A 21,697-nucleotide genomic window follows, 5' to 3' on the forward strand; every position below is an offset into this window, starting at 1 on the left:
CGATGAGGCCCGCCAGCGCGTTCGGTCTACTTCACCGCCAGCCGCAGGAAGCTCATCACGCTGCCGAGTGCGGCAAAGCCGGCGCCGAGCGCCAGCGCGACGGTTGCCCCGTCGTGGCCGGCGAGCGCGAAGCAGAGCGCCGCGAGGGCCGCACCCGTCGTCTGTCCCGTCAGGCGCGCGGTCGCGACGATGCCTGAGGCGCTGCCGCTGCGATGCGGCGGCGCGCTTGACATCACCGCCTTCATGTTCGGCGCCTGGAAGAAGCCGAAGCCCATGCCGCAGATCACCATCCGCCAGATGATGTCGGCAATGGCGGGGTTGGCCGGAAGCGTCGCAAGCAGCGCCATGCCGAGGCCGAGCAGCACCAGGCCGATGCCGCCGAGCAGGCCGACCGCGTGGCGGTCGGACAGGCGTCCCGCGATCGGCGCCATGATGCCGACCACCAGCGGCCACGGTGTCATGAAGAAGCCGGTCTCGACCTGCGAGCGCCCGAGCACGTCCTCGAAATAGAACGGCAGCGAGACGAAGGCGAGGCCCTGCACGGCGAAGGAGCACACTGCGGTCGCGGCCGACAGCGCGAACATCGGCCGGCTGAACAGGTCGATCGGCAGCATCGGCGCCGGGTGATCGGCGTGACGGCGCATCAGGATGACGCCGAGCACGAGGGCCGTGACCAGCTCGATGATCACGACCACCGGCGACAGATTATGCGCGGCACTGCCGATGCCGGTGATGAACAGGCCGAGGCAGGCCGACGCCAGGATCGCGCCGAGAAAGTCGAACCCGTGATCGGCGCGCGGCGTCTTCGGCAGCATCGCAAAGCCGATGCCGATCGCGACGAGGCCGAACGGGATGTTGACGGCGAACAGCCACGGCCACGGGCCGATGGCCAGGATGGCGGAGGCGATCGTGGGGCCGAAGGTGAAGGCGGTTGCGACCACCAGCGCGTTGTGGCCAAAACCGCGGCCCAGCATACGGCCGGGATAGACGAAGCGCACCAGCGCCGTGTTGACGCTCATGATGCCGCTGGCACCCAGCCCCTGCAGCGTGCGCGCGACCAGCAGGCTGTCCAGCGACCAGGCCACCGCGCAGAGCAGCGAGGCGATGGTGAACAGGATGAGGCCGCCGAGATAAATGCGTTGGTGCCCGACGATCTCGCCGAGCGCGCCCAACGGCAGCAGCGTCGCCACCAGGGCGATCTGGTAGACATTGACCACCCAGACCGACTGCTCCGGCGAGACATGCAGATCGGCGGCAATGGCGGGCAGGGCGATGTTGGCGATCGCGGTGTCGAGCGAGGCCATCGCCAGCGCGGTGAAGATCGCGGCGATCGCCCAGCGCCGCTGCGTGGCGGGGAGGCCGTCGGAGATGGTGTGGTCGGGCTCGCGCGCGGCGGCAGGTAACGTGATCGTCATTGCTTTGGCGCGTGGCTCCGGCGGCGCGGCTCAAGTCGGTCATTTCGCATGTACTACGGTGGGGCCGCCTTCCACAGGCATATGCTTGCATGCTGTGTATGCGTGAAGGTGGGGCGATGCCGCCTCGCGCTGCCCTATGATCGCGCCGCTGCTGCAAAAATCAGGGGATCGCCATGCAAATCGTCGTTCTGCCCGGTGACGGCATTGGACCCGAGATCACGACCGCGACATCGGGCGTGCTGCGCGCGGCCTCCGAGCGCTTCCAGCTTAATTTGCGCCTGGAGGAGCACGCGGTCGGGCATGCGAGCCTGAAGCTATCAGGCACGACCGTGCGCCCCGAGCTGCTCGACATCGTCCGCGCCGCCGACGGTCTGATCCTGGGTCCGACCGCGACGTTCGACTTCAAGGACGAGGCGCATGGCGAGATCAATCCGTCCAGGTACTTCCGCAAGAACCTCGACCTCTACGCCAATATCAGGCCCGCGCGCACCTATGCGGGGCGGCCCGGCCGCCTCGGTGATTTCGACCTTGTCGTGGTCCGCGAGAATACCGAGGGGTTCTACGCCGACCGCAATCTGGAGCAGGGCAATGGCGAGATGCTGGTCACGCCTGATGTGGTGATCTCGCTGCGAAGGATCACACGCCTATGCTGCGAGCGCATCGCGCATGCCGCATGCCGGCTCGCCATGAAGCGGCAGAGGCACCTTACCATCGTGCACAAGGCCAATGTGCTCAAGATCGGCGACGGCATGTTTCTCGAAATCTGCCGCGCGACGGCGAAGGCCTATCCAGGACTGAGCGTCGACGACATCCTGGTCGATGCCATGATGGCGCACGTGGTGCGCAGTCCCGATCGTTTCGACGTCATCGTGTCCACCAACATGTTCGGCGACATCCTGTCCGATCTTACCGCCGAACTTTCGGGGAGCCTCGGCCTCGGCGGCTCGCTCAATGTCGGCGAGCGCTACGCGATGGCGCAGGCCGCGCACGGCTCCGCGCCCGACATTGCCGGACAGGACGTGGCCAATCCCGTCTCGTTGATCCTGTCGACCGCGCTGCTGCTGGCCTGGCACGGCGAGAAGACTGGTGCGGTCCGCTATGAAGAGGCCGGGCACGCCATCGAGGCGGCGGTGGCGAAGGCGATTGGCGAGGGCAGGGCGACGCGGGACGTCGGCGGCAAGCTCGGCACGATCGCGGCGGGGGCGGCGATTGCGGAGATCCTGCAGGCGGAGTGAGCGGTGCACATTTTTCTCGGGGCCCAAGACAAAAAGTCGAAAAACAACCCCATGCACAGTAGAAGTCTCCTTGATTGACAAGGGATTTTCGAACCGCATTGCAACGGCAGTCGCGGCTGCGATCAAGTTGACCCGTCGGGCAAAACGCTGGCAGGATGCTAACGTGCCAGCGATCCTGAAAAAGACTTGGATGAAAAAGACTTGGATGCCGGTGAACGTGCGACGCCGCCGATCAAGGCGGGCCACGTATCGGCTTGGCAAGCGCTGACCTACGATATCGGGCCAATCGCGGTGCCGCTGCCCGGGCCAGCCCGCCAAGGCTCTTGACCTCGTGATCCCCGAAAGTTTTCTGATCGGTGCCGATCAGGTGATGGACTGAAGTACGTGGATTCACGGCAGAAGCGTCATGAATTCATAGACGACTACGGCAGCGCCGAGACAGCGCCGCCAGGGATTCACGCCGCGGAAGACCTCGTCGGCGCCCCAGACGACGAGTCCGCCCTTCATGACGATCGTCAAGCCGGCGCTGACTTTGCCTGCGGAAGGCCAGATCCAAAGCAGAAGGCCCGCAACGATAACGATCCAAAGAAGAAGATTCGGCCACTGCGCGATGGTGATGGCACCTGTTTCGCGGCTCCGGAAGAACCAATCAACGAATCGGCGCACCGTCACGGAGCCGATCAGAGCGCAACCTCACCCTCTTCACGGCCCTTCCAATAAGTGATGCGGTTGGCTTTGACCTTGATCAGCACGATGCCCGGCGTATCGATGCCGTGGTCGAACCATTTGTCGAGATCGCTCGTCCAGTGCTGTTGGAAAGCCGCCTTGTCCCGGATCAGTTCGGCCGCCCCCTCGACGGCGACGTAGATTCCCTTCGAGAAGAGGCCCCCTTCCGACGAAAACCCGAGCGCGACTTTCGGATTTTGTTGGATGTCCGATACGGTGCGGGTCTGTTCATAGGCGAAGTAGTAAGACGTGCCGTCGTAGGCGACATCGCCGTTGTTGCTCATGGGACGGTTGGCGATTTCGCCGTTCTCGGTGTGGGTCGAAAGAATCGCGATGTCGATGTCGGCCATTTCCTTCGCGATCTCGGCGAGCAATGTCTTGGACATGAACTTTCCTCCCGTGGGGCTGGAGCAACGGCGGGATGCAGACCATGTTCCCTGGTGAATAGAGCGGGGGGCCATGCCGATTTGCCGTTGCATCGCTGATGCTTTGGGCAGGCTTGGCGGGTTTGAAGGAAAGGCGGTCGGCTTGGGTCTGAGGGCAGTCTCTCTATTGCCATTCTACACGCCGCCGCTGACGCGCTATCTCGACATGCTCGCGTGTGACGAGAAGATCGCGTGCGAAGCCGCCGCGTTGCCAAGGCCTATCCGAATGCGGTGGGGCAGACCCTGTTCCCGTTTCGCCGTCTCTTCATGGTCGCCCAGCGCAACGGATGATGCATTGCCGCGATGCGACATGAGCGCTCGTTCCCAAAGACGGGCGCGAGTGCCGGGTTGCACAGGACGACATCCGCCGTTGCGACGACGTTGACACGTGGCGCAAAACAACCGCAAGCCTGTCATGCTGACGCGCGCCTCGCGAGCACGATTGGCCGCCTTTGAAGGCGAGGAAGATGCTCGGCGCGCTGTCGCCGACATTGTTGCCGGCGCCTCCTGCACTGTATTGCCTTAGCAGGCGAGCCCAAGCTGACGAAATAGGGGGCCGGGTGGCCGGGTAGTCCCGAATGATAAATTGCGCGAGGTCGCGGCAAGACGGCTGGTAAGAAACAGGCGGAATAAGTGACGTGGAGATCAACGCTCGTGGTGGAAAACCGTCACTCGAATACAAGCCCCACCGCCAGCCAGGTCGCAAGAGACAAGCAGACGCCAATTCCCAAATAGGGCAATGCAAGGCGCATCGGTTACTCCTCAGCTCCGAGACGCTGCGAAAACGTCAGCTTCGCATGTTCGCCGTGCCCTGCCCATATTCCATACGATGTACGAGCTTTGGTTTACCGTGGACGGCAACGTACCCGACTGGGCAGTGAAGACGATGCCAACAGGAAACAGACGTGCCTGATTTGACGCCCCTTTCCCGGACCATGCTGATTTAATTTGACTCCGGATTTGGTTCAAAATATATAATTTATTTAATTATTTAATTGTGGGTATGGTGCCTGCCAAGTCATTTCGATCTAAGGATTTTTTCCATGCCGGACTGCGAAACAGGCGGAGCAACCGCGCCGCTCTAGCCGTTATCTAAAGAGGCGTGATCGATGCGCCGACCGATTGATACTGCCCCCAGGGACGGAGAAGACATCTGGGTGGAAGATGCGACCGGGGTTGTTGACCTCGCTCGCTGGTCGCCTCCAGCAGGCAAATGGGTCTCCAAAGACGGCGCTCCAATCAACGCCGAGCCGACCCATTGGTATCCCGAAGCTGAGGACATTGACCCAGAGGGCGGACCATTGGGCATTCCGCTCGCAACGGGTGTCATTTTGCTTCCCGCGATCCTGATTGGAGCGGCCTTACTGGGTGTGTTCGACACTTTCGGCGCACGAGCGATTCCGGAAACGACGCAAATCGGCGGCGAGAGTGCCCTCAGCTTCGACCAACGGCCGGAAATAGGGGCGGGGTCGCAAGCGCTCTTTCAGCGCGAAGCGAGCGGAGCCCTGACGTACACGGTGCCGGCAGGCATGGCACAGCCTGAGCCATGGCCCGATCGAGCTGCTCTGCACAGTCATGCGCGCGCCAGTGAACTGGACGGGGCGCGCAAGGAACTTGACGAGGCGGTCCAGCACGCGCAGGCGGCAAAAATTGCGGCGGACGAGTTGCGGCAGTCGCTGCAACAGGAGCAAGCGCGCAACGCTGCGCTTGCGAACGAAGTTGCCGAATCCCGCCGCGAGATCGATGCCCGCGACGCAGGATCGCGGAAGGCGGAGGATGTGGCCGCGCAGCAGAGAGAGGCGGCGCAGCGGGAGATCGCAGATCTAGAGCAGTCTCTGCAGCGCGAGCGGGAAAATAGCGCCGTCCGCGCAAGGCAGGTGAACGCCGCACAGGCAGCAGCGGCGAGCGCTGAGCAGGAACGCCACGAAGCCCAGTCGCGCGCCGCGGCGCTCGCGAGCGAACTCGCCGGAATGCCTCGCCAATTGCCTATGACGGAAGCTGCGACCGCGGAGCAAAGCCCGGCGGCGGGCCTGGAGATTGCGGAACTGCGGCAGTCCCTGCGGCAAGAGCAGGAAAAGAATGCCGTTCTCGTCACGGAAGCCAAAGCAGCACAGGCAGCAGCTGTCGATGCCGATCAACAACGCCGCGCTCTCGAAGAGGCTCAGGCGCACGCCGCTGCGCTGGAGAGCGAACTTGCCGAAGTGCGCCGGGAGATCGAAACCCGCAACGTGCAATTTCGGGAGGCCGAAAATGCGACCCGGCAGCAGAGACAGGCAGCAGAACGAGAGATCAGTGAACTGCGGCAGTCGCTGAAACAGGAGCTGAGCAAAACCGAGGCCAGGGAGAGAGACCTTGCACGGCGCTCCACCCATGAGCGCGTCCTCGCCGAGCGAGCAAATGCCGCCCCGGTCTCGCCGGCGACGCGGAGCGTGGAAGTGGCGGCGCCACCGACCGCCGCAGTCAAGAACGAGGCGGAGGCCCGTTTGATCCCGCGTGCCAGGGCGCTGCTCGATCAGGGAAATATTGGTGCAGCACGCATTGTACTCGAGCTCGCGGCTGAGAAAGACATTGCGCAGGCAAGTTTCATGCTCGCCGAGACCTACGATCCGGCGGTTCTATCCGCCTGGGGTACTTATGGAACTCGCGGCGAAGCGGCCAAGGCGCGCGAACTCTACGCGAAGGCATACGGGGGCGGTATTCGCGAAGCAAAGGAACGGCTGGATGCGTTGCGACCCTGAGAATGGGCTCCTTGCAGTCCGAGAGACGAAAGCTTGCGGTGGCTGAGCCGGAAGGGAACGACATGAACAAGGCGCCAAAGTCACGTTCGTTGCTCCAGCTCACTTGGTTGGTGCCGGTCGCTATGATGCTTCAAACGGCCTGCCTGGAAGCGCAAACGGCGAGAAATGCAAAGGCCGATGCCCAATTCGACCAACGGCCGCTTCCGAAAGAGAGCGAAAAGGACCGGATGAACGCCTGGACGGTCGGGCTCGCCGGAGGCCTGCTCGAGGGCGCGCCGATCCGCCTCGCCGCAGAAATGGCTCGCGTCGTCGACGACGGAGCAGACCTGCATCTCCTGCCGATCGTCACCCGGGGCGCAACCGACAATCTGAATGCGCTGCTCTATTTGCGCGGCGTCGATACTGCCATCATCAATTCCGACGCGTTCGAGGAGTATAAGATTCAGGCACCGCAGATCAAAAGCCGCATCACCTATCTGCTCAATCTCTTCCCATCCGAGCTGCACATTTTTGTGCGGCCTGAAATCACAAGCCTGCAGGATCTTGCCGGCAAGAAGGTGAACTTCAACACCCTGGGCACCGCGGCCGCCTATTCAGGACCACTGATCTTCAGCCGTCTCGGGCTCGATGTCGAAAAGACATTCATCCCGCATCAGGTTGCCCTGGAACAGATGCGCAAAGGCGAAATGTCGGCCGTGGTGTTCATCACCTCGAAACCCGTCGATGCCTTCGTAAAGGGCCGCTGGGAGGCTGGATTCAAGTTCCTCCCGATCGGTTACGACAAGAAGTTCGAGGACTATTATCTGCCCGCGACCTTGGACGCCAATGAGTATCCCAACCTGATCAAGCAGGGTGAGCGGATCTCGACCATCGCGGTCCCGACAGCGCTTGTCGCTTTCAACTGGTCGCCGGGCTCCAATCGCTACCAACGCGTGGCTCGCCTTGTCGAGTACCTGTTCTCGCGCATCGACCGCCTGCAGGCACCAGGCTTCGATCCGAAATGGCAGTCGATCAATCTTGCGGCATCCGTCCCGGGTCTCACCCGCTTCCAAGCCGCGCAGGAATGGCTGGATCGCAAAGCGCGCAGCGTACAGGCGAGGCCATGAAGACTGCCGCTCCGCCGCTCGCTGTCGCCTTCAACGTCGCCTGCGGTATCGCCTACGCGCAAAGTACGACCGATCCCATGGAAACACTTAGGGCTTGTTCGGCGATGGAGGGACAAGCCCGGCTGGAATGTCTGCAAGACGTATCGCGCAAGATTCCACCGTCCGGTCGGAGTAGCCGGGATACTGACTGGATCGTCAGCGAGACGACTTCGCCAGTCGATTATCTGCCGGTCGTCACCGCCATCGCCACTTCGGTCGGCAGCTCGGATGGCGCCGCGATGCAGCTCGCAATCCACTGCCGCAGAGGCCGCACGGAAGTCATAGTCGCCGGACCGGCGCTGTCACGCAGCGCCAGCGAATACGTCATCTCCTTTCGGCTGAATGCGGATACGCCAATGCAATTCACGGCAGCGTCGCCGTCGTTCGGCTCCGGCGTCGCTTTCGGAGGCGACGTCGTAAAGTTGTTGAGCTCACTACCCGACGAGGGTCAAATCGTTGTGAGCCTTTTCACCCGCACTGGCCCGGTGCAAGGCGGACAATTCCTGCTCAGCGGATTCGAAAACGTGCGCAAGAAAATGGCGGCTGCATGCAAATGGCCACATGCCGTCGCCAGACCGGGTAGGTGATGGTCAGGAAATGGGAAACACGAGATGATCACTCCAAAATTGGTGATGGCAGTCATCGGCGGCTTGACGATAGGGCTTCTGGTCGGACCAAGCGCGCAGGCGCAGCAGGACAACCAGTGGATCCCGCAGGCGCGCGAGAAGAGCCAGGCGAGCAACCCAAAGCATCCGGGTGGACAGAAGCAGGTGAGCAAGCCGCGGCAGAATCATGCGATCAGGCAGGATCCTCCGAACAGCACGAAGATGGCTCAGGCCACAAAGACCGAGAGCGCGAAAAAGCCGCACCGGCTGGTGCTGCAGGTTAATTCCAACGACTCTGCTATGATGAACCTCACGCTCAACAATGCGAGCAACGTCGCGCAATACTATCGCGATCTCGGTGAACCGGTGTCGATCGAGGTTGTCACCTTTGGTCCCGGCCTTCACATGCTGCGCGATGACACCTCGCCGGTAAAGCCGCGCATCGAGGTGCTCGCGATGAGCCATCCCGAAATCTCCTTTAAAGCCTGCGGCAACACGCAGGAAAACATGCGCAAGGCGGAGAACAAGGACATAAGCCTGATTCCACAGGCCACGATCGTCAAATCCGGCGTCGTCCGCGTCATGGAGCTACAGGAGCAGGGTTGGAGCTACGTCAAACCGTGAGGTCCGGCGGCAGACCGGACATGGCGTGCGTTCGCGGGCCGTGGATTCTGGAGGCCAACCCTAGAACTGATACCGCCGCAGGCCGCCATCCACCGGGATCACCGTGCCCGTGATGTAGCGCGCCACCGGTGAGGCCAGAAATACTGCCAGTGCCGCCAGATCTTCCGGCTCGCCCCAATAGCCGACCGGAATCTCTTCCTCCGCAAAGCGCTCGCGATAATCAGGCGCGTAGTTGCGGCGGATCTGCTCGCTCATGATGCGGCCGGGCGGGATGCAGTTGATGGTGATGCCGTGCTCGCCGATCTCGCGCGACAGGCCCTTGGCCCAGGCGTGCACGGCGGCCTTGGCGGCGAACGCCGCGTTGAGACCTTCTGGCTCGGACTTGCCGGTGATGTTGACGATGCGGCCCCATTTGCGTTCGATCATCTGCGGCAGCAACGCATGCGCGATGCGGCGGTAGCTGGTGAAATTCAGCGCGATCGCCTCGTCCCATTTGCTGTCGGGGGCATCGACCGGCAGCGGCCGGCTTCCGCCGGCATTGTTGATGAGGATGTCGACATGGCCGAGCTCCTTCACCGCAAAGGCCGCGATCCGCTCCGCCGCGTCCTTGGCCATGACGTCCTGCTCCAGCGGCGTGATCAGCCCGCCATCGACCTCTTTCACCAGCTCGACGAGAAGATCGGTGCGCCGCGCCACGCCGACCACGCGCACGCCCTCGGCGGCGAGGCCCTTGGCGATGGCGCGGCCGATGCCGATGCTCGCGCCGGTGACGACAGCGGTTTTCGATTTGAGCCCGAGGTCCATGGTGACACGCTCTCTTGTTTGGTTCTTGCTTAATTGCTGTCCGCTTGCTGCCCGTCCCGCGGGCCTTGCGAATTGCCTGAGCGGGACGAGCAGTGGTAACCAAGAGCGACGTTGAAGGAAACACGAAAAAGAAAAAGGCGTTGGGACGATGGTCTGGGATCCGCAGCAATACTTAAAATTCTCCGGTCACCGGCTCCGGCCCGCCGTTGACCTCTTGATGCGGATTCCGGATTTTGCCCCGCGCGAGATTGCTGATCTCGGCGCCGGCGCCGGCAACGTGACAAAACTCATCAAGGAGCGCTGGCCGGAGGCGAGCGTGACCGGCGTCGAGGGCTCCGCCGAGATGGTTGACGCCGGCCGCAAGGCTGCACCCGATGTGGAATGGTCCCACGAGGACCTCGGCCATTGGCGCCCCGCTAAGCAATACGACTTGATCTATTCTAATGCCGCACTGCACTGGCTGCCCAATCATGCGGCGCTGATTCCATCGGTGATGGAGAAGGTGAAGCCTAGCGGCATGCTTGCGGTGCAAATGCCGCGCAACTTTCTGGCGCCGTCGCATGTGCTGATCGGCGAGACCGCGCTCGATGGTCCGTGGCGATCGAAGGTCGAACATCTCGTCACGCCGCCGCCGGTCGAGGGGCCGGCGTTCTATCACGATCTTCTTGCGCCGATGTCGGCCAACATCGACATCTGGGAGACCGAATATCTGCAAGTGCTCGAAGGCGAGAACCCCGTCAAGGAATGGACCAAGGGGACCTGGCTGACGCGCTATCTCGACGTGCTCGCAGGCGAGGAGAAGATCGCATTCGAAGCCGCCTATGGCGCGCGGGTTGCGAAGGCCTATCCGAAGAATGCGACGGGGCAGACCCTGTTCCCGTTCCGCCGCCTCTTCATGGTCGCGCAGCGCAAGAGCTGATGCACTGCCGCAATGCGACATAAGCGCTCGTTCCCCTGGTCGGAAGCAGATGCCGGGTTGCGTAGACAACGCTCGTCAAGATAGCTTGGCTGCGGCAAATTGGGCTTAGGTCTAGTTGTTCGGCCTGCGGATTGCTGCCACTACTCAAACCGGAAAACAAAAAAGCACCCGGTTTGTCGAGGTTGTTGGGAGGTCTTGATGCGCAAACTGCTTCTTGCGGTCGCGGCGGCCGCGCTGATTCTGGCCCCTGCCGCTGCGCAGGCCCAAACTCCGATCGTCATCAAGTTCAGCCACGTCGTCGCCAACGACACCCCGAAGGGGAAGGGTGCGCTGAAGTTCAAGGAGCTCGCCGAAAAATACACCGACGGCAAGGTCAAGGTCGAAGTCTACCCGAACTCCACGCTTTATAAGGACAAGGAGGAGATCGAGGCGCTGCAGCTCGGCTCCGTGCACATGCTTGCCCCTTCGACCGCCAAATTCGCGCCTCTTGGCATCAAGGAGTTCGAGGCGCTCGATCTGCCCTGGCTATTCAAGGACGACCAAACCTATTCCAGCGCGATCAAGGGCACGATCGGCAAGTGGCTATTCCAGAAGCTCGAGGCCAAGGGCATCACCGGGCTCGCTTACTGGGACAACGGCTTCCACATGGTCTCCTCGAACCGTCCGCTGATAAAGCCGACGGATTTCCAGGGCCTCAAGTTCCGCATCTCCGGATCCAAGGTCGCCGACCAGTATTTCCGCCTGGTCGGCACGATCCCACAGATCATGGCGTTCTCCGAAGTCTACCAGGCGCTGCAGACCGGCGTGGTCGACGGCTGCGAGAACACAGCATCGAACTATTTGACGCAGAAGTTCTACGAGGTGCAGAAGGACATCACCGTGTCTTATCATGCGCACCTGCAATATGCCGTCATCGTCAATTCAAAGTTCTGGTCTGGCCTGCCGCCCGATATCCGAACCCAGCTCGACAAGGCGATGGCGGACGCGACTGATTACACCAATCAGATCGCGCACCAGGAAAACGAGGACGCGCTGGCCGAGATCAAGAAGACAGGCAAGACCAATCTGCATTACCTGACCGATGCCGATCGCAAGGCGTGGCAGGAGGCGATGCAGCCGACTTACAAATGGGCAAAGGGCAGGGTCGGGCAGGAAGTGCTCGATCTTGTCGCCAAGGAACTCGACGTCAAGATGAACTGACGGCCGCGCCCTGACAAGAACAATAGCAACGGTCGGGGGTGATCGCACTCCCGGCCGTTTCGCTCTTGAATGGACGAGCCAATGCTGGGGGGACGAAGTTGCTGCGTGTGCTGAATCGTGTGCTCGATCATCTCGAGGAATGGCTGATCGCGACGATGATCGCGGCTGCGACGTCGCTCATCTTCGTCGCCGTGCTGCACCGCTACGGCGCCGGGCTGTCGATCGACATCGCCAAATGGGCGGAAGCCCGCAACCTGACCTTCCTCGCCGTCCCGGCGCGCGCGGCATTCGTCTGGCTTGCCGCGCTCGATTTGTCCTGGGCGCAGGAACTCTGCATCTACATGTTCATCTGGATGGCGAAGTTCGGTGCCGCCTACGGCGTGCGGACCGGCATCCATGTCGGCGTCGACGTGCTCGTTAACATCCTGCCCGGCGGATCGCGCCGTCGCGTCATCACCTTCGGTCTGTTGTGCGGCGCTCTCTTCACCGCCATCGTCGCCTATTTCGGCGCCGCGTTCGTCGGGCAGATGTGGCAGACCGGCCAGCAGTCCAACGATCTGGAAGCACCGATGTGGATGGTGTATCTCACCATCCCGCTCGGCTCCGGCCTGATGTGCTTCCGCTTCCTGCAGGTCGCCTGGGCCTTCCATCGCACCGGCGAGCTGCCGCATCACGACATGGCGGGTGTCGAGGGCGTCGAGGCGGATCCGGTGCATCCGGCGCCGGTCACGCATAGCCAGGTCGTCCGCGACGAGCGCAGCCCGCTCGGCTGGATTCTGATGCTGCTGCCGGTCCTGATCGTCGCGCTGTGCTTCGCGCATGCGGGCCACGTCATCACGCTGCCGCAGGGCTTGCGCGTCCTCATCGTGTTCGCGCTTCTGCTCTCCTTGATGCTGACGGGCATGCCGATCTCGATCGCGCTCGGTCTCACCGTGCTCAGCTTCATGTTCACGCTGACCGACGTGCGCACGGAATCGGTGGCGCTGAAGCTGTTCACCGGCATCGAGAATTTCGAGATCATGGCGATCCCGTTCTTCATCCTCGCCGGCAACTTCCTGACCCATGGCGGGGTGGCGCGGCGGATGATCACCTTCGCGACCTCGCTGGTCGGCCATTGGTACGGCGGTCTCGCGCTGTCGGGGGTGGTCGCCTGCGCGCTGTTTGCCGCCATTTCCGGCTCGTCGCCGGCGACCGTGGTGGCGATCGGCTCGGTGATCCTGCCGGCGATGGTCGCGCAAGGCTTCCCGAAGCGGTTCGGCGCGGGCGTGATCACGACGTCGGGCTCGCTCGGAATTCTGATTCCGCCGTCGATCCCGATGGTTCTCTACGCCGTCTCCACCAACAGCTCGGTCGGCAAGCTGTTCATTGCCGGCATCGTGCCGGGATTGGTCCTGGCCACGCTTCTCGGCGCAACCACATTTTATCGGGCCTGGCGCAACGACTATCCGCGGATGCCGAAGGCAACGCTGCGCGAGCGCTTCGATGCCTTCCGCAAGTCGATCTGGGGCATCCTGCTGATCGTGATCGTGATCGGCGGCATCTACAGCGGCCTGTTCACGCCGACCGAAGCTGCCGCCGTTAGTGCGGTCTACGCCTTCATCGTCGCCGTGTTCATCTATAAAGACCTGAAGCTGAGCGATGTGCCGCGTGTGCTGCTGTCGTCGGCGAATCTCTCGGCGATGCTGCTCTACATCATCACCAACGCCGTCCTGTTCTCGTTCCTGATGACTTACGAGAATGTGCCGCAAGCGTTGGCGCAATGGATGATCGACCAGGGCCTGGGGTGGATCGGCTTCCTGCTCCTCGTCAACCTGCTGCTGCTGCTGGCGGGTAACGTGATGGAGCCGTCCTCGATCATCCTGATCATGGCTCCGATCCTGTTTCCGGTCGCGATCAAGCTCGGCATCGACCCGATCCATTTCGGCATCCTGATGACCGTCAACATGGAGGTCGGCCTCTGCCATCCGCCTGTCGGCCTTAATCTCTACGTGGCATCAGGCATTGCCAAGATGGGGATCACAGAGCTCACGGTCGCGGTGTGGCCATGGCTGTTGACGATGCTGGGATTCCTGGTGGTCGTGACGTACTGGCCGGGTCTGTCGTTGTGGCTGCCGCGATTGCTGGGGATGTAGCCACGAGTTCTGAATCCCTCTCCCCCTTGTGGGAGAGGGTGGCTCGCCGCGCAGCGGCGAGACGGGTGAGGGGTATCTATCCTCGCGGACGCTCTCGCCAGCGGAGAGATACCCCTCATCCGGCGCTTCGCGCCACCTTCTCCCACAAGGGGAGAAGGGGATAGCATCCGTATTGCCGCCGGCGATAGTAATCGCCTGCGAGATGCGGTTAGATGCCGCGCAACTGGCGGGGAGGAGCAAACATGACAGAACCCAGCAGCGAGCCAAAGGACGCGACGCCGTTCGTCATCGCGCAGCAAACGGCGATGCTGAACGCGCTGCCGTTTTCCGACACGCGGGATTTCGACGACGCCGCGCGTGGCTTCCTCGGCACGATCGAGAACGCGGCGATCACGAATCCGCAAGGGAGGACGGTCTGGAGCCTCGAGCTTTACGGCTTTCTGTCCACCGAACAGGCGCCGCCCACGGTCAATCCGAGCCTGTGGCGGCAGTCGCGGCTCAACATGCAGCACGGCCTGTTCGAGGTCGTGCCCGGTGTCTACCAGGTGCGCGGGCTCGACATCGCCAACATGACGCTGATCGAGGGCGACAGCGGCGTCATCGTGGTCGACACACTGACCTCGATCGAAGGGGCACGGGCCGCGCTCGATCTTTACTTTACGCATCGCGGCCTGAAGCCCGTTGCTGCCGTGATCTTCACCCACACCCACACCGATCATTGGGGCGGCGCGCGCGGCGTGCTGGAGGAAGACGCACTCGCAACCGGCCGCGTGCCGATCATCGCTCCGAACCTGTTCATGGAGCACGCCGTCTCCGAGAATATCATCGCAGGCCCCGCGATGCTGCGCCGGGCGCAGTACCAGTTCGGGCCGCTGCTCGCCAAGGGGGCGCGGGGGCAGGTCGATTGCGGGCTCGGCAAGTCGATGGCGGCAGGATCAGTAGCTCTGCTGCGCCCGACCGATTTGATCATGGCGACCGGCGACAGGCGCGTCATCGACGGCGTCGAATTCGAATTCCAGATGGCGCCGAACAGCGAAGCACCGGCGGAGATGCATTTCTTCATCCCGCGCTACAAGCTGTTGAACCTCGCCGAGAACTGCACGCACAATTTCCACAATCTGCTGCCGTTCCGTGGTGCCGACGTGCGCGACGCGCTGGCCTGGTCAAAATATCTGGGCGAGGCCTTGCAGCTCTGGGACGGCAAGGCGGAGGCGATGTGCGGCCAGCATCATTGGCCGGTGTGGGGAGCTGAGCGCATCGGCACGATGATCCGGCAGCAGCGCGATCTCTACAAATTCGCGCATGACCAGACCATCCGCCTGATGAATCACGGCCTCACCGCGGCCGAGATCGCCGAGACGATCCAGCTGCCGAAGAGCCTGGAAGGCGCCTGGCACGGCCGCGGCTATTACGGCCACATCCGGCACAATGTGAAGGCGATCTACCAGAAATATCTCGGCTGGTACGACGCCAACCCGGTCAATCTCGATCCGCTGCCGCCGGTGGAGTCAGGCAAGAAGTACGTCGTGTATATGGGCGGGGCGGATGCGATCCTCGCGCGGGCGCGTGCGGATTTCGACAAGGGTGAATTCCGCTTTGTCGCCCAAGTGCTCGGCCATCTCGTCTTCGCCGAGCCTGACAATGCGGCGGCGCGCGGTCTGCTGGCCGACACGCTGGAGCAGCTCGGCTACGCCGCAGAAAGCGCGACCTGGCGCAACGCCTATCTGTTCGGTGCGCAGGAATTGCGCCAGGGCATGCCGAAGGTGCCGGAGCGCCCGCCGATGCCGCGCGAGACGCTGGCGGCGCTACGCACCTCGCAGCTCTGGGACGTGCTCGGCATCCGCCTCAACGGTCCGAAGGCGGAAGGCAAGCACATCGTGCTGAACTGGAGTTTTTCCGATACCGGCGAGACCTTCGTGCTCAATCTGGAGAACTGCGCGCTGACCTATACCGAGGGCGTGCAGGCAGAGGGCGCCGATGCCAGCTTCACGCTGGCGCGCGCAACGTTCGACGAGGTGATCGCCAAGCTGACGAGCTTTCCGGAAGCGGTCGCCGCCGGCAAGGTCAAGCTATCTGGCAACCCGATGAAGCTCGCCGAGCTGATGGGCCTGATGGACGAATTCCCGCGCATGTTCGAGATCGTGGAGCCGAAGCGGGCGGTGGTGAGGTAGGCGCTTTCGCAACAATCCCGGTGTCGTCCCGGCGAAAGCCGGGACCCATAACCACAGGATTGCGTTTTTTCGCGAGCTGGCAACTCCGAGTCTTCGCAAAACTAATGCTGCGGAGTATGGGTCCCGGATCGGCGCGCGCTTAGGGCGCGCCTGTCCGGGACGACAGTTGTGCTTGTGGCTAGCCTACTCCGCGCTGCTCACCAGCTTGATCCGCGGCGACTGTTCCTCGGCGAGGCTGCGATAGGCGGCGAGGTAATCCAGCGCCATTCGCCGCGCCGTGAAACGCGTCTCGAACTGCTTGCGGATCGCGGTGCGGTCGAGTTGCGGAAGGCGATTGACGACGCCGGCTGCGCTCAGGACGTCCTCGACGACGAAGCCGGTCAGCCCCTCGTCGATGATCTCCGGCACCGAGCCGCGGTTGAAGGCGACCACCGGCGTGCCGCAGGCCATGGCTTCGATCATCACCAGGCCAAACGGCTCCGGCCAGTCGATCGGCAGCAGAAGGCCGAGCGCGCCGCTCAGAAAGTCCGACTTCTCGTGATCGCTGATCTCGCCGATGAACTCCACCAGCGGATTATTCTCGATCATCGGCCGGATCAGCTCGTCGTAGTAATCCTGATCGGCACGATCGACCTTGGCCGCGATCTTCAGCGGAATGCCGCAATGGGTCGCGATCTTGATGGCGCGGTCAACGCCCTTCTCGGGCGCGATGCGGCCGAGCACGGCGAGATATTCCTGTTTCGCCGGCTTCGGCGTCAGCAGATTCTCCGGAAGACCGTGATGAATCGTCGTCACCCAGTTTGCTTGCGGCACCGGCCGTCGCTGCGCATTGGAGATCGAAATGACGGGCATCTTCGAGAAGGTGTTGAACACCGGCTGATGCTCCGGCAGGTCGAGCCGGCCGTGCAGCGTGGTCAGGAATGGCGTCGGCTGGCGGTGGAACAACGACCACGGATAATAGTCGAGATGGAAGTGGAGGAAGTCGAACTCCTCGTCGTCACATTTTTGCCGCACACGCTCCAGCAGCACCATGTGCAGTGCATTGGGATCACGCACGGAACCGTCGAGCCGGAGCGCCTTGGGCCACAGCGCATCCAGCTTGGCTGATGTCTGCGAGTCGCCGCTGGCGAAAAGCGTCACGTCGTGCCCGAGGGCCACCAGCTCTTCCGTCAACCAATGCACCACCCGCTCGGTGCCGCCATACAGCTTGGGTGGAACAGCCTCCGTCAACGGAGCAACCTGCGCGATGCGCATCTCACCATCTCCTTTGTGCGATCATGATCGTAGAAAGCCCCCGCTTGTCGGCACCGGCAATGCCAGCCAAGGGAACGTTCCCGCACTTGCGAAGTTCCTTCCTCCGAACGTTACTTATTCGACACGTCCGGTGTTCGTCGCGATGCTGCCATCACATCTTCGCAGATCGTCCGCATCCGCATGTCGTGATGACGTTGCCCGGGAACCGAGGCGAACTGGTCGATGTTCAGTCGATCAGTAACAAATTTGAAGATCAGCAAAACGGGGCGATAGCCATATGGATCATCTTTCTGGATACGCGCGCAGGCCATTTGCCTTTGTCTTGCGCTATCTTCGGATGCGAATGACATCGCATCTGGTGATCCTGGCCGCGGTTGTCGCAGCGGTTGCCTGCTCCGTAGGCACCCAATACGGGGTCAAATCCCTCGTCGACGCCTTGTCTGCGGGTCCTTCGCAAGGCGGCGGCGTATGGCTGGCATTCATTTTACTCATGTCGCTGATCGCCGCTGACAACTTCCTGTGGCGGATCGCGAGCTGGACGGCGAGCTTCACCTTCGTTCGTGTCACGGGTGATTTACGGCGTGACATATTTCGTCATCTGACCGGACACGCGCCCAGTTACTTCTCGGACCGGATGCCCGGCATGCTGACGAGCCGTATCACCGCGACGTCGAACGCGGTGTTCACGGTTGAGAACATGTTCGTCTGGAACGTGTTGCCGCCCTGCATTGCCACAATTGCGGCAATCGCCCTGATTGGAACCGTCAGTCCTTATATGGCGCTTGGCCTGACCGTGATTGCCGGCGGCATGGTGATTGCGATGTTCCGCCTCGCCGCCGCGGGCAAGCCGCTGCATGACGACTTCGCCGACAAGGCCGCCGTGGTCGACGGCGAGATGATCGACGTCATCAGCAACATGCCCCTGGTGCGGGCCTTCTGCGGTATCGGCCACGAGCATGAGCGGTTCGACGCGACCGTGAGCCGGGAACTGACCGCGCGAAGCCGCAGCCTGCGTTATCTGGAAAAGCTGCGACTGTTGCATGCCGCTGTGACCGTGCTTCTGACGATCGCGCTGATGGCCTGGGCAGTCACGCTCTGGCAGCAGGGCGAGGCGACCACCGGCGACGTGGTGCTGGTCTGTACGCTCGGCATCTCCATCCTGAGCGCGACGCGCGACCTCGCGGTGGCGCTGGTCGACGTCACCCAGCACGTTGCGCGGCTGACCGAGGCGATCGCCACGCTGCTGGTGCCGCACGAATTGCGAGATCACCCCGAGGCGGAACCCCTGGTCAAGAGCGGCGCCGCGATCGCGTACAATAACGTCACCTTTGGCTATCCCGGCGGCGAGAAGATTTTCGAGCGCTTCAGCCTGCGGCTCCAGCCCGGCCAGCGCGTCGGCCTGGTCGGCCAGTCTGGCGGCGGCAAGTCCACGCTGTTCACGCTGCTGCAGCGCTTCTACGATACCGACGAGGGCAGCATCACGATCGACGGCCAGGACATTTCGAAGGTTACGCAGCAGAGCCTGCGCGAGGCGATCTCCGTGGTGCCCCAGGACATTTCCCTGTTCCACCGTTCCATCCGCGAGAATATCCGCTATGGTCGGCCCAACGCGACCGATGACGAGGTGCTGCGCGCGGCGATCGCGGCGCGCTGCGATTTCGTCGAGAGCCTGCCCGAGGGCCTCGATACCATGGTCGGCGACCGCGGCGTCAAGATGTCCGGCGGCCAGCGCCAGCGCATCGCGATCGCGCGCGCCTTCCTGAAGGATGCGCCGATCCTGCTGCTGGACGAGGCGACCGCCGCGCTCGACAGCGAATCCGAGGAGGCCATCCGCGAGGCGCTGTCGCGCCTGATGCGCGGCCGCACGGTGATCGCGATCGCGCATCGGCTGGCGACGCTGCGCAATTTCGACCGCGTGGTGGTACTGAGGGCCGGTAAGATCATCGAGGACGGCGCGCCCGACCGACTGATGCAGGGTCACGGTCCCTACCGTGAGCTGGTGACGCAGGAGATGAGCCGGCTCGCGAAGTTCGCCGCGTAAACCCAACAGTCGCGTTCGCGTTGGTTGCGTTTCGAAACAAGCCGCAGGGGAGCAGCTCATGGCAGCCGAAGCCGTAACCAAGATCGTCTCCGTATCGCAGACGGTGGAGGCCGTCGCGGAGCAGACGTTCTACATTCCGATGACGGGGCCCGCCGCGCGGCCGCGGCGGTCCCTGAAACATGACGACACCTTCATCGTGCTCGACAGCCATGGCGACATCGGCGCGTCGGCCGGCGGGCCGGACGGCCTGTTTCACTACGACACCCGCTATCTGGCGCGGCTGGAGCTCGTGCTCGAGGATCTCCAGCCGCTGCTGCTCGGCTCCAACCTGCGCGACGACAATTCGGCGCTCACCGTCGATCTCACCAATCCCGACATCTATCGTCAGGGCCGCCTCGTCTTCCAGAAGGACCTGCTGCACATCGTGCGCACGATCTTCCTGTGGCACGGCACGGCCTATCAGCGCATCGGCGTGCAGAACCATGGCGACGGACGGGCCAGTTTCGAGCTGACGCTGCTGTTCGACAACGACTTTGCGGACCTGTTCGAGGTCCGCGGCGAGCGGCGCCCGCGGCGCGGGACCGGCACGAGCAAATTGCTTGGGCCGACCGACGTGCTGTTCGAATATCGCGGTCTCGACGACAACGAGCGCACCACGGGGCTGCATTTCGACCCGCGTCCGACGCGGCTGTCGGTGAATGCCGCGACCTGGCAGATCGAGCTGGACCCGCATGAATCGAAATCGCTGTTCGTAGCCGTATCCTGCAATCGGCCGGTCGCGGAGAAGCCTGCACGCTTTTTCAGGGGCCTGCTAGCCCATCGCCGGGAGATGCGCCAGTCCACGATGGGCGCCGCCAGCATCGAGACCTCGAACAACATCTTCAACGAGGTGCTGTGCCAGGCCATGGCTGACCTCAACATGCTGATGACGGAGACGCCGCAAGGGCGTTATCCCTATGCCGGCATTCCCTGGTACTCGACGACGTTCGGCCGCGACGGCCTGATCACCGCGCTCCAGATGCTGTGGGTCGATCCGCGCGTCGCCAAGGGCGTCTTGCGCCGGCTCGCGCATTTCCAGGCCAAGGCGACAGATCCGCTCGCCGATGCCGCGCCCGGCAAGATCCTGCATGAGATGCGCGGCGGCGAGATGGCGGCGCTCCGCGAGGTGCCGTTCGCGCAATATTACGGCAGCGTCGATTCGACCGCGCTGTTCGTCCTGCTCGCCGGAAGCTATGTCGAACGGACCGGCGACGAGAAGACCTTGATCGAGCTATGGCCGGCGATCGAGGCGGGGCTGGCCTGGATCGACGGTCCCGGCGATCCTGATAAGGACGGCTTCGTCGAATACCAGCGCGCCACCGAGAAAGGACTTGCCAACCAGGGTTGGAAGGATTCCTACGACGCGATCTTCCATGCCGACGGCCAGCTTGCGGAAGGCAATATCGCGCTCGCCGAAGTCCAGGGCTACGTCTACGCCGCCAAGCTGCTCGCCGCGCGTTGCGCGCAGCGGCTCGGCAAGCCGGACCGCGTGCGCAAGCTCGAGGCCGAAGCCACGGCGCTGGCCGAGCGGTTCGAGAAGGCATTCTGGTGCGAGGAGCTCGGCACCTATGCGCTCGCCCTCGACGGCAGGAAGCGGCCCTGCAAGGTACGGACCTCGAACGCCGGCCAGGTGCTGTTCAGCGGCATGATCCGCGAGGACCGTGCCCGCCTTGTCGCCGCCGATCTGATGCGGCCGCATTTCTTCTCGGGCTGGGGCATCCGCACCGTCGCGCAAGGCGAGGTGCGCTACAACCCGATGTCCTATCATGACGGGTCGATCTGGCCGCACGACAACGCGCTGATCGCGCTCGGGCTCGCGCGCTACGGCCTCAAGCATTCGGTCGCGCATGTCTTCAAGGGGCTGTTCGACGCCGCCACCTATATGGACCTGCGCCGGTTGCCCGAATTGTTCTGCGGCTTCCGGCGCGAGAAGCGGCGCGGCCCGACGCTCTATCCGGTCGCCTGCGCGCCGCAGGCCTGGGCCAGCGCGACGCCGTTCACGCTGCTGGAGGCGGCGCTCGGCATCGAGTTCGACGTGGCGCGCAGCGAGATTCGCCTGCGCAACCCGCATCTGCCGGCGTTCCTCAACGAGGTGATCCTGCGCGATCTGCGCCTAGGCGAATCTAGCGTCGATCTTCGCGTCAGCCGCCACGGCGACGACGTGGCGCTGGAAGTCTTGCGCACGCGCGGCCAGATCCAGGTGTCGATCGTGCTGGCGCGCTAG

Annotated in this window: 17 protein-coding genes and 1 pseudogene; 12 read left to right on the forward strand and 6 right to left on the reverse strand. The window is 63.1% G+C overall.

Annotated features, from left to right (window positions below; all coding sequences use genetic code 11):
• Window positions 1-26: 26 nt before the first annotated feature.
• Window positions 27-1,415 (reverse strand): MFS transporter, encoded by a 1,389-nt coding sequence (locus CV770_RS15375; RefSeq protein WP_104462920.1) that lies wholly within the window; start codon window positions 1,413-1,415, stop codon window positions 27-29.
• A gap of 173 nt (window positions 1,416-1,588) precedes the next feature.
• On the opposite strand from CV770_RS15375, the gene CV770_RS15380 reads away from it, so the two are divergent.
• The gene (locus CV770_RS15380) at window positions 1,589-2,650 is read left to right on the forward strand and encodes an isocitrate/isopropylmalate dehydrogenase family protein (protein ID WP_104462921.1); all 1,062 of its coding nucleotides are present in this window, start codon (window positions 1,589-1,591) and stop codon (window positions 2,648-2,650) included.
• Between the two features lie 390 nt (window positions 2,651-3,040).
• Here the strand turns inward: CV770_RS15380 and CV770_RS15385 are convergent, their stop codons facing one another.
• Together CV770_RS15385 and CV770_RS15390 are read right to left on the reverse strand one after the other, a co-directional pair.
• A complete protein-coding gene (locus CV770_RS15385; protein WP_104462957.1) occupies window positions 3,041-3,316 on the reverse strand; it encodes a hypothetical protein in 276 nt (91 codons plus the stop codon).
• A 14-nt stretch (window positions 3,317-3,330) separates the two neighbouring features.
• A complete protein-coding gene (locus tag CV770_RS15390; RefSeq protein WP_104462922.1) occupies window positions 3,331-3,762 on the reverse strand; it encodes a pyridoxamine 5'-phosphate oxidase family protein in 432 nt (143 codons plus the stop codon).
• A gap of 1,148 nt (window positions 3,763-4,910) precedes the next feature.
• Between CV770_RS15390 and CV770_RS15400 the strand changes: the two genes are divergently transcribed.
• From CV770_RS15400 to CV770_RS15415, 4 genes are all read left to right on the forward strand, one after another.
• The gene (locus tag CV770_RS15400) at window positions 4,911-6,539 is read left to right on the forward strand and encodes a coiled-coil domain-containing protein (protein ID WP_146101291.1); all 1,629 of its coding nucleotides are present in this window, start codon (window positions 4,911-4,913) and stop codon (window positions 6,537-6,539) included.
• 62 nt (window positions 6,540-6,601) lie between these two features.
• Entirely contained in the window at window positions 6,602-7,645 is a 1,044-nt protein-coding gene (locus tag CV770_RS15405; RefSeq protein ID WP_104462958.1) for a TAXI family TRAP transporter solute-binding subunit, read from the forward strand.
• Complete coding sequence (locus CV770_RS15410; RefSeq protein WP_245453762.1) at window positions 7,642-8,271, forward strand: hypothetical protein; 630 nt, start codon at window positions 7,642-7,644, stop codon at window positions 8,269-8,271. Before CV770_RS15405 ends, CV770_RS15410 begins: the two co-directional genes overlap by 4 nt.
• A gap of 24 nt (window positions 8,272-8,295) precedes the next feature.
• Window positions 8,296-8,913 (forward strand): DsrE family protein, encoded by a 618-nt coding sequence (locus CV770_RS15415; protein ID WP_245453763.1) that lies wholly within the window; start codon window positions 8,296-8,298, stop codon window positions 8,911-8,913.
• A 60-nt stretch (window positions 8,914-8,973) separates the two neighbouring features.
• Here the strand turns inward: CV770_RS15415 and CV770_RS15420 are convergent, their stop codons facing one another.
• Window positions 8,974-9,717 (reverse strand): SDR family NAD(P)-dependent oxidoreductase, encoded by a 744-nt coding sequence (locus tag CV770_RS15420; RefSeq protein ID WP_104462925.1) that lies wholly within the window; start codon window positions 9,715-9,717, stop codon window positions 8,974-8,976.
• A gap of 148 nt (window positions 9,718-9,865) precedes the next feature.
• Between CV770_RS15420 and CV770_RS15425 the strand changes: the two genes are divergently transcribed.
• The 5 genes and pseudogenes from CV770_RS15425 to CV770_RS15440 all read left to right on the forward strand — a co-directional run bounded on the left by CV770_RS15425 (window position 9,866) and on the right by CV770_RS15440 (window position 16,139).
• Complete coding sequence (locus CV770_RS15425; RefSeq protein ID WP_104462926.1) at window positions 9,866-10,636, forward strand: methyltransferase domain-containing protein; 771 nt, start codon at window positions 9,866-9,868, stop codon at window positions 10,634-10,636.
• Between the two features lie 198 nt (window positions 10,637-10,834).
• Complete coding sequence (locus CV770_RS15430; protein ID WP_104462927.1) at window positions 10,835-11,836, forward strand: DctP family TRAP transporter solute-binding subunit; 1,002 nt, start codon at window positions 10,835-10,837, stop codon at window positions 11,834-11,836.
• A gap of 155 nt (window positions 11,837-11,991) precedes the next feature.
• Window positions 11,992-12,465 (forward strand): annotated as a pseudogene (locus CV770_RS43315) (TRAP transporter small permease); the annotation flags it as partial.
• Window positions 12,466-12,687: 222 nt separating this feature from the next.
• A complete protein-coding gene (locus CV770_RS43320) occupies window positions 12,688-13,968 on the forward strand; it encodes a TRAP transporter large permease (protein ID WP_244550726.1) in 1,281 nt (426 codons plus the stop codon).
• Between the two features lie 242 nt (window positions 13,969-14,210).
• Window positions 14,211-16,139 carry an alkyl/aryl-sulfatase gene (locus CV770_RS15440; RefSeq protein WP_104462928.1) on the forward strand — a complete coding sequence of 643 codons (1,929 nt, stop codon included), beginning with the start codon at window positions 14,211-14,213 and terminating at the stop codon, window positions 16,137-16,139.
• 183 nt (window positions 16,140-16,322) lie between these two features.
• Here the strand turns inward: CV770_RS15440 and CV770_RS15445 are convergent, their stop codons facing one another.
• Together CV770_RS15445 and CV770_RS42590 are read right to left on the reverse strand one after the other, a co-directional pair.
• On the reverse strand, window positions 16,323-17,393 hold the full coding sequence (locus CV770_RS15445) for a glycosyltransferase family 4 protein (protein WP_091965655.1): 1,071 nt from the start codon (window positions 17,391-17,393) through the stop codon (window positions 16,323-16,325).
• Window positions 17,394-17,503: 110 nt separating this feature from the next.
• On the reverse strand, window positions 17,504-17,743 hold the full coding sequence (locus tag CV770_RS42590; protein ID WP_201759873.1) for a hypothetical protein: 240 nt from the start codon (window positions 17,741-17,743) through the stop codon (window positions 17,504-17,506).
• Between CV770_RS42590 and CV770_RS15450 the strand changes: the two genes are divergently transcribed.
• On the forward strand, window positions 17,671-19,434 hold the full coding sequence (locus CV770_RS15450; RefSeq protein WP_091965656.1) for an ABC transporter ATP-binding protein: 1,764 nt from the start codon (window positions 17,671-17,673) through the stop codon (window positions 19,432-19,434). The two genes, CV770_RS42590 and CV770_RS15450, sit on opposite strands and share 73 nt — an antisense overlap.
• Window positions 19,435-19,492: 58 nt before the next feature.
• Window positions 19,493-21,697, forward strand: coding sequence for an amylo-alpha-1,6-glucosidase (locus CV770_RS15455; protein WP_104462929.1), 2,205 nt, complete (start codon window positions 19,493-19,495; stop codon window positions 21,695-21,697).

Origin of the sequence: Bradyrhizobium sp. AC87j1 (assembly GCF_002936975.1) — a bacterium.
Lineage (GTDB): Bacteria > Pseudomonadota > Alphaproteobacteria > Rhizobiales > Xanthobacteraceae > Bradyrhizobium > Bradyrhizobium shewense.

Excerpts from the sequence above, each read along its gene's own strand:
- CV770_RS42590 (WP_201759873.1), bottom strand. The coding sequence starts at position 17,743 with ATGTCATTCGCATCCGAAGATAGCGCAAGACAAAGGCAAATGGCCTGC.
- CV770_RS15375 (WP_104462920.1), bottom strand. The coding sequence starts at position 1,415 with ATGACGATCACGTTACCTGCCGCCGCGCGCGAGCCCGACCACACCATC.
- CV770_RS15430 (WP_104462927.1), top strand. The coding sequence starts at position 10,835 with ATGCGCAAACTGCTTCTTGCGGTCGCGGCGGCCGCGCTGATTCTGGCC.
- CV770_RS15440 (WP_104462928.1), top strand. The coding sequence starts at position 14,211 with ATGACAGAACCCAGCAGCGAGCCAAAGGACGCGACGCCGTTCGTCATC.
- CV770_RS15445 (WP_091965655.1), bottom strand. The coding sequence starts at position 17,393 with ATGCGCATCGCGCAGGTTGCTCCGTTGACGGAGGCTGTTCCACCCAAG.
- CV770_RS15420 (WP_104462925.1), bottom strand. The coding sequence starts at position 9,717 with ATGGACCTCGGGCTCAAATCGAAAACCGCTGTCGTCACCGGCGCGAGC.
- CV770_RS15400 (WP_146101291.1), top strand. The coding sequence starts at position 4,911 with ATGCGCCGACCGATTGATACTGCCCCCAGGGACGGAGAAGACATCTGG.
- CV770_RS15450 (WP_091965656.1), top strand. The coding sequence starts at position 17,671 with ATGGATCATCTTTCTGGATACGCGCGCAGGCCATTTGCCTTTGTCTTG.
- CV770_RS15380 (WP_104462921.1), top strand. The coding sequence starts at position 1,589 with ATGCAAATCGTCGTTCTGCCCGGTGACGGCATTGGACCCGAGATCACG.
- CV770_RS15415 (WP_245453763.1), top strand. The coding sequence starts at position 8,296 with ATGATCACTCCAAAATTGGTGATGGCAGTCATCGGCGGCTTGACGATA.
- CV770_RS15390 (WP_104462922.1), bottom strand. The coding sequence starts at position 3,762 with ATGTCCAAGACATTGCTCGCCGAGATCGCGAAGGAAATGGCCGACATC.
- CV770_RS15455 (WP_104462929.1), top strand. The coding sequence starts at position 19,493 with ATGGCAGCCGAAGCCGTAACCAAGATCGTCTCCGTATCGCAGACGGTG.
- CV770_RS15410 (WP_245453762.1), top strand. The coding sequence starts at position 7,642 with ATGAAGACTGCCGCTCCGCCGCTCGCTGTCGCCTTCAACGTCGCCTGC.
- CV770_RS15425 (WP_104462926.1), top strand. The coding sequence starts at position 9,866 with ATGGTCTGGGATCCGCAGCAATACTTAAAATTCTCCGGTCACCGGCTC.
- CV770_RS15405 (WP_104462958.1), top strand. The coding sequence starts at position 6,602 with ATGAACAAGGCGCCAAAGTCACGTTCGTTGCTCCAGCTCACTTGGTTG.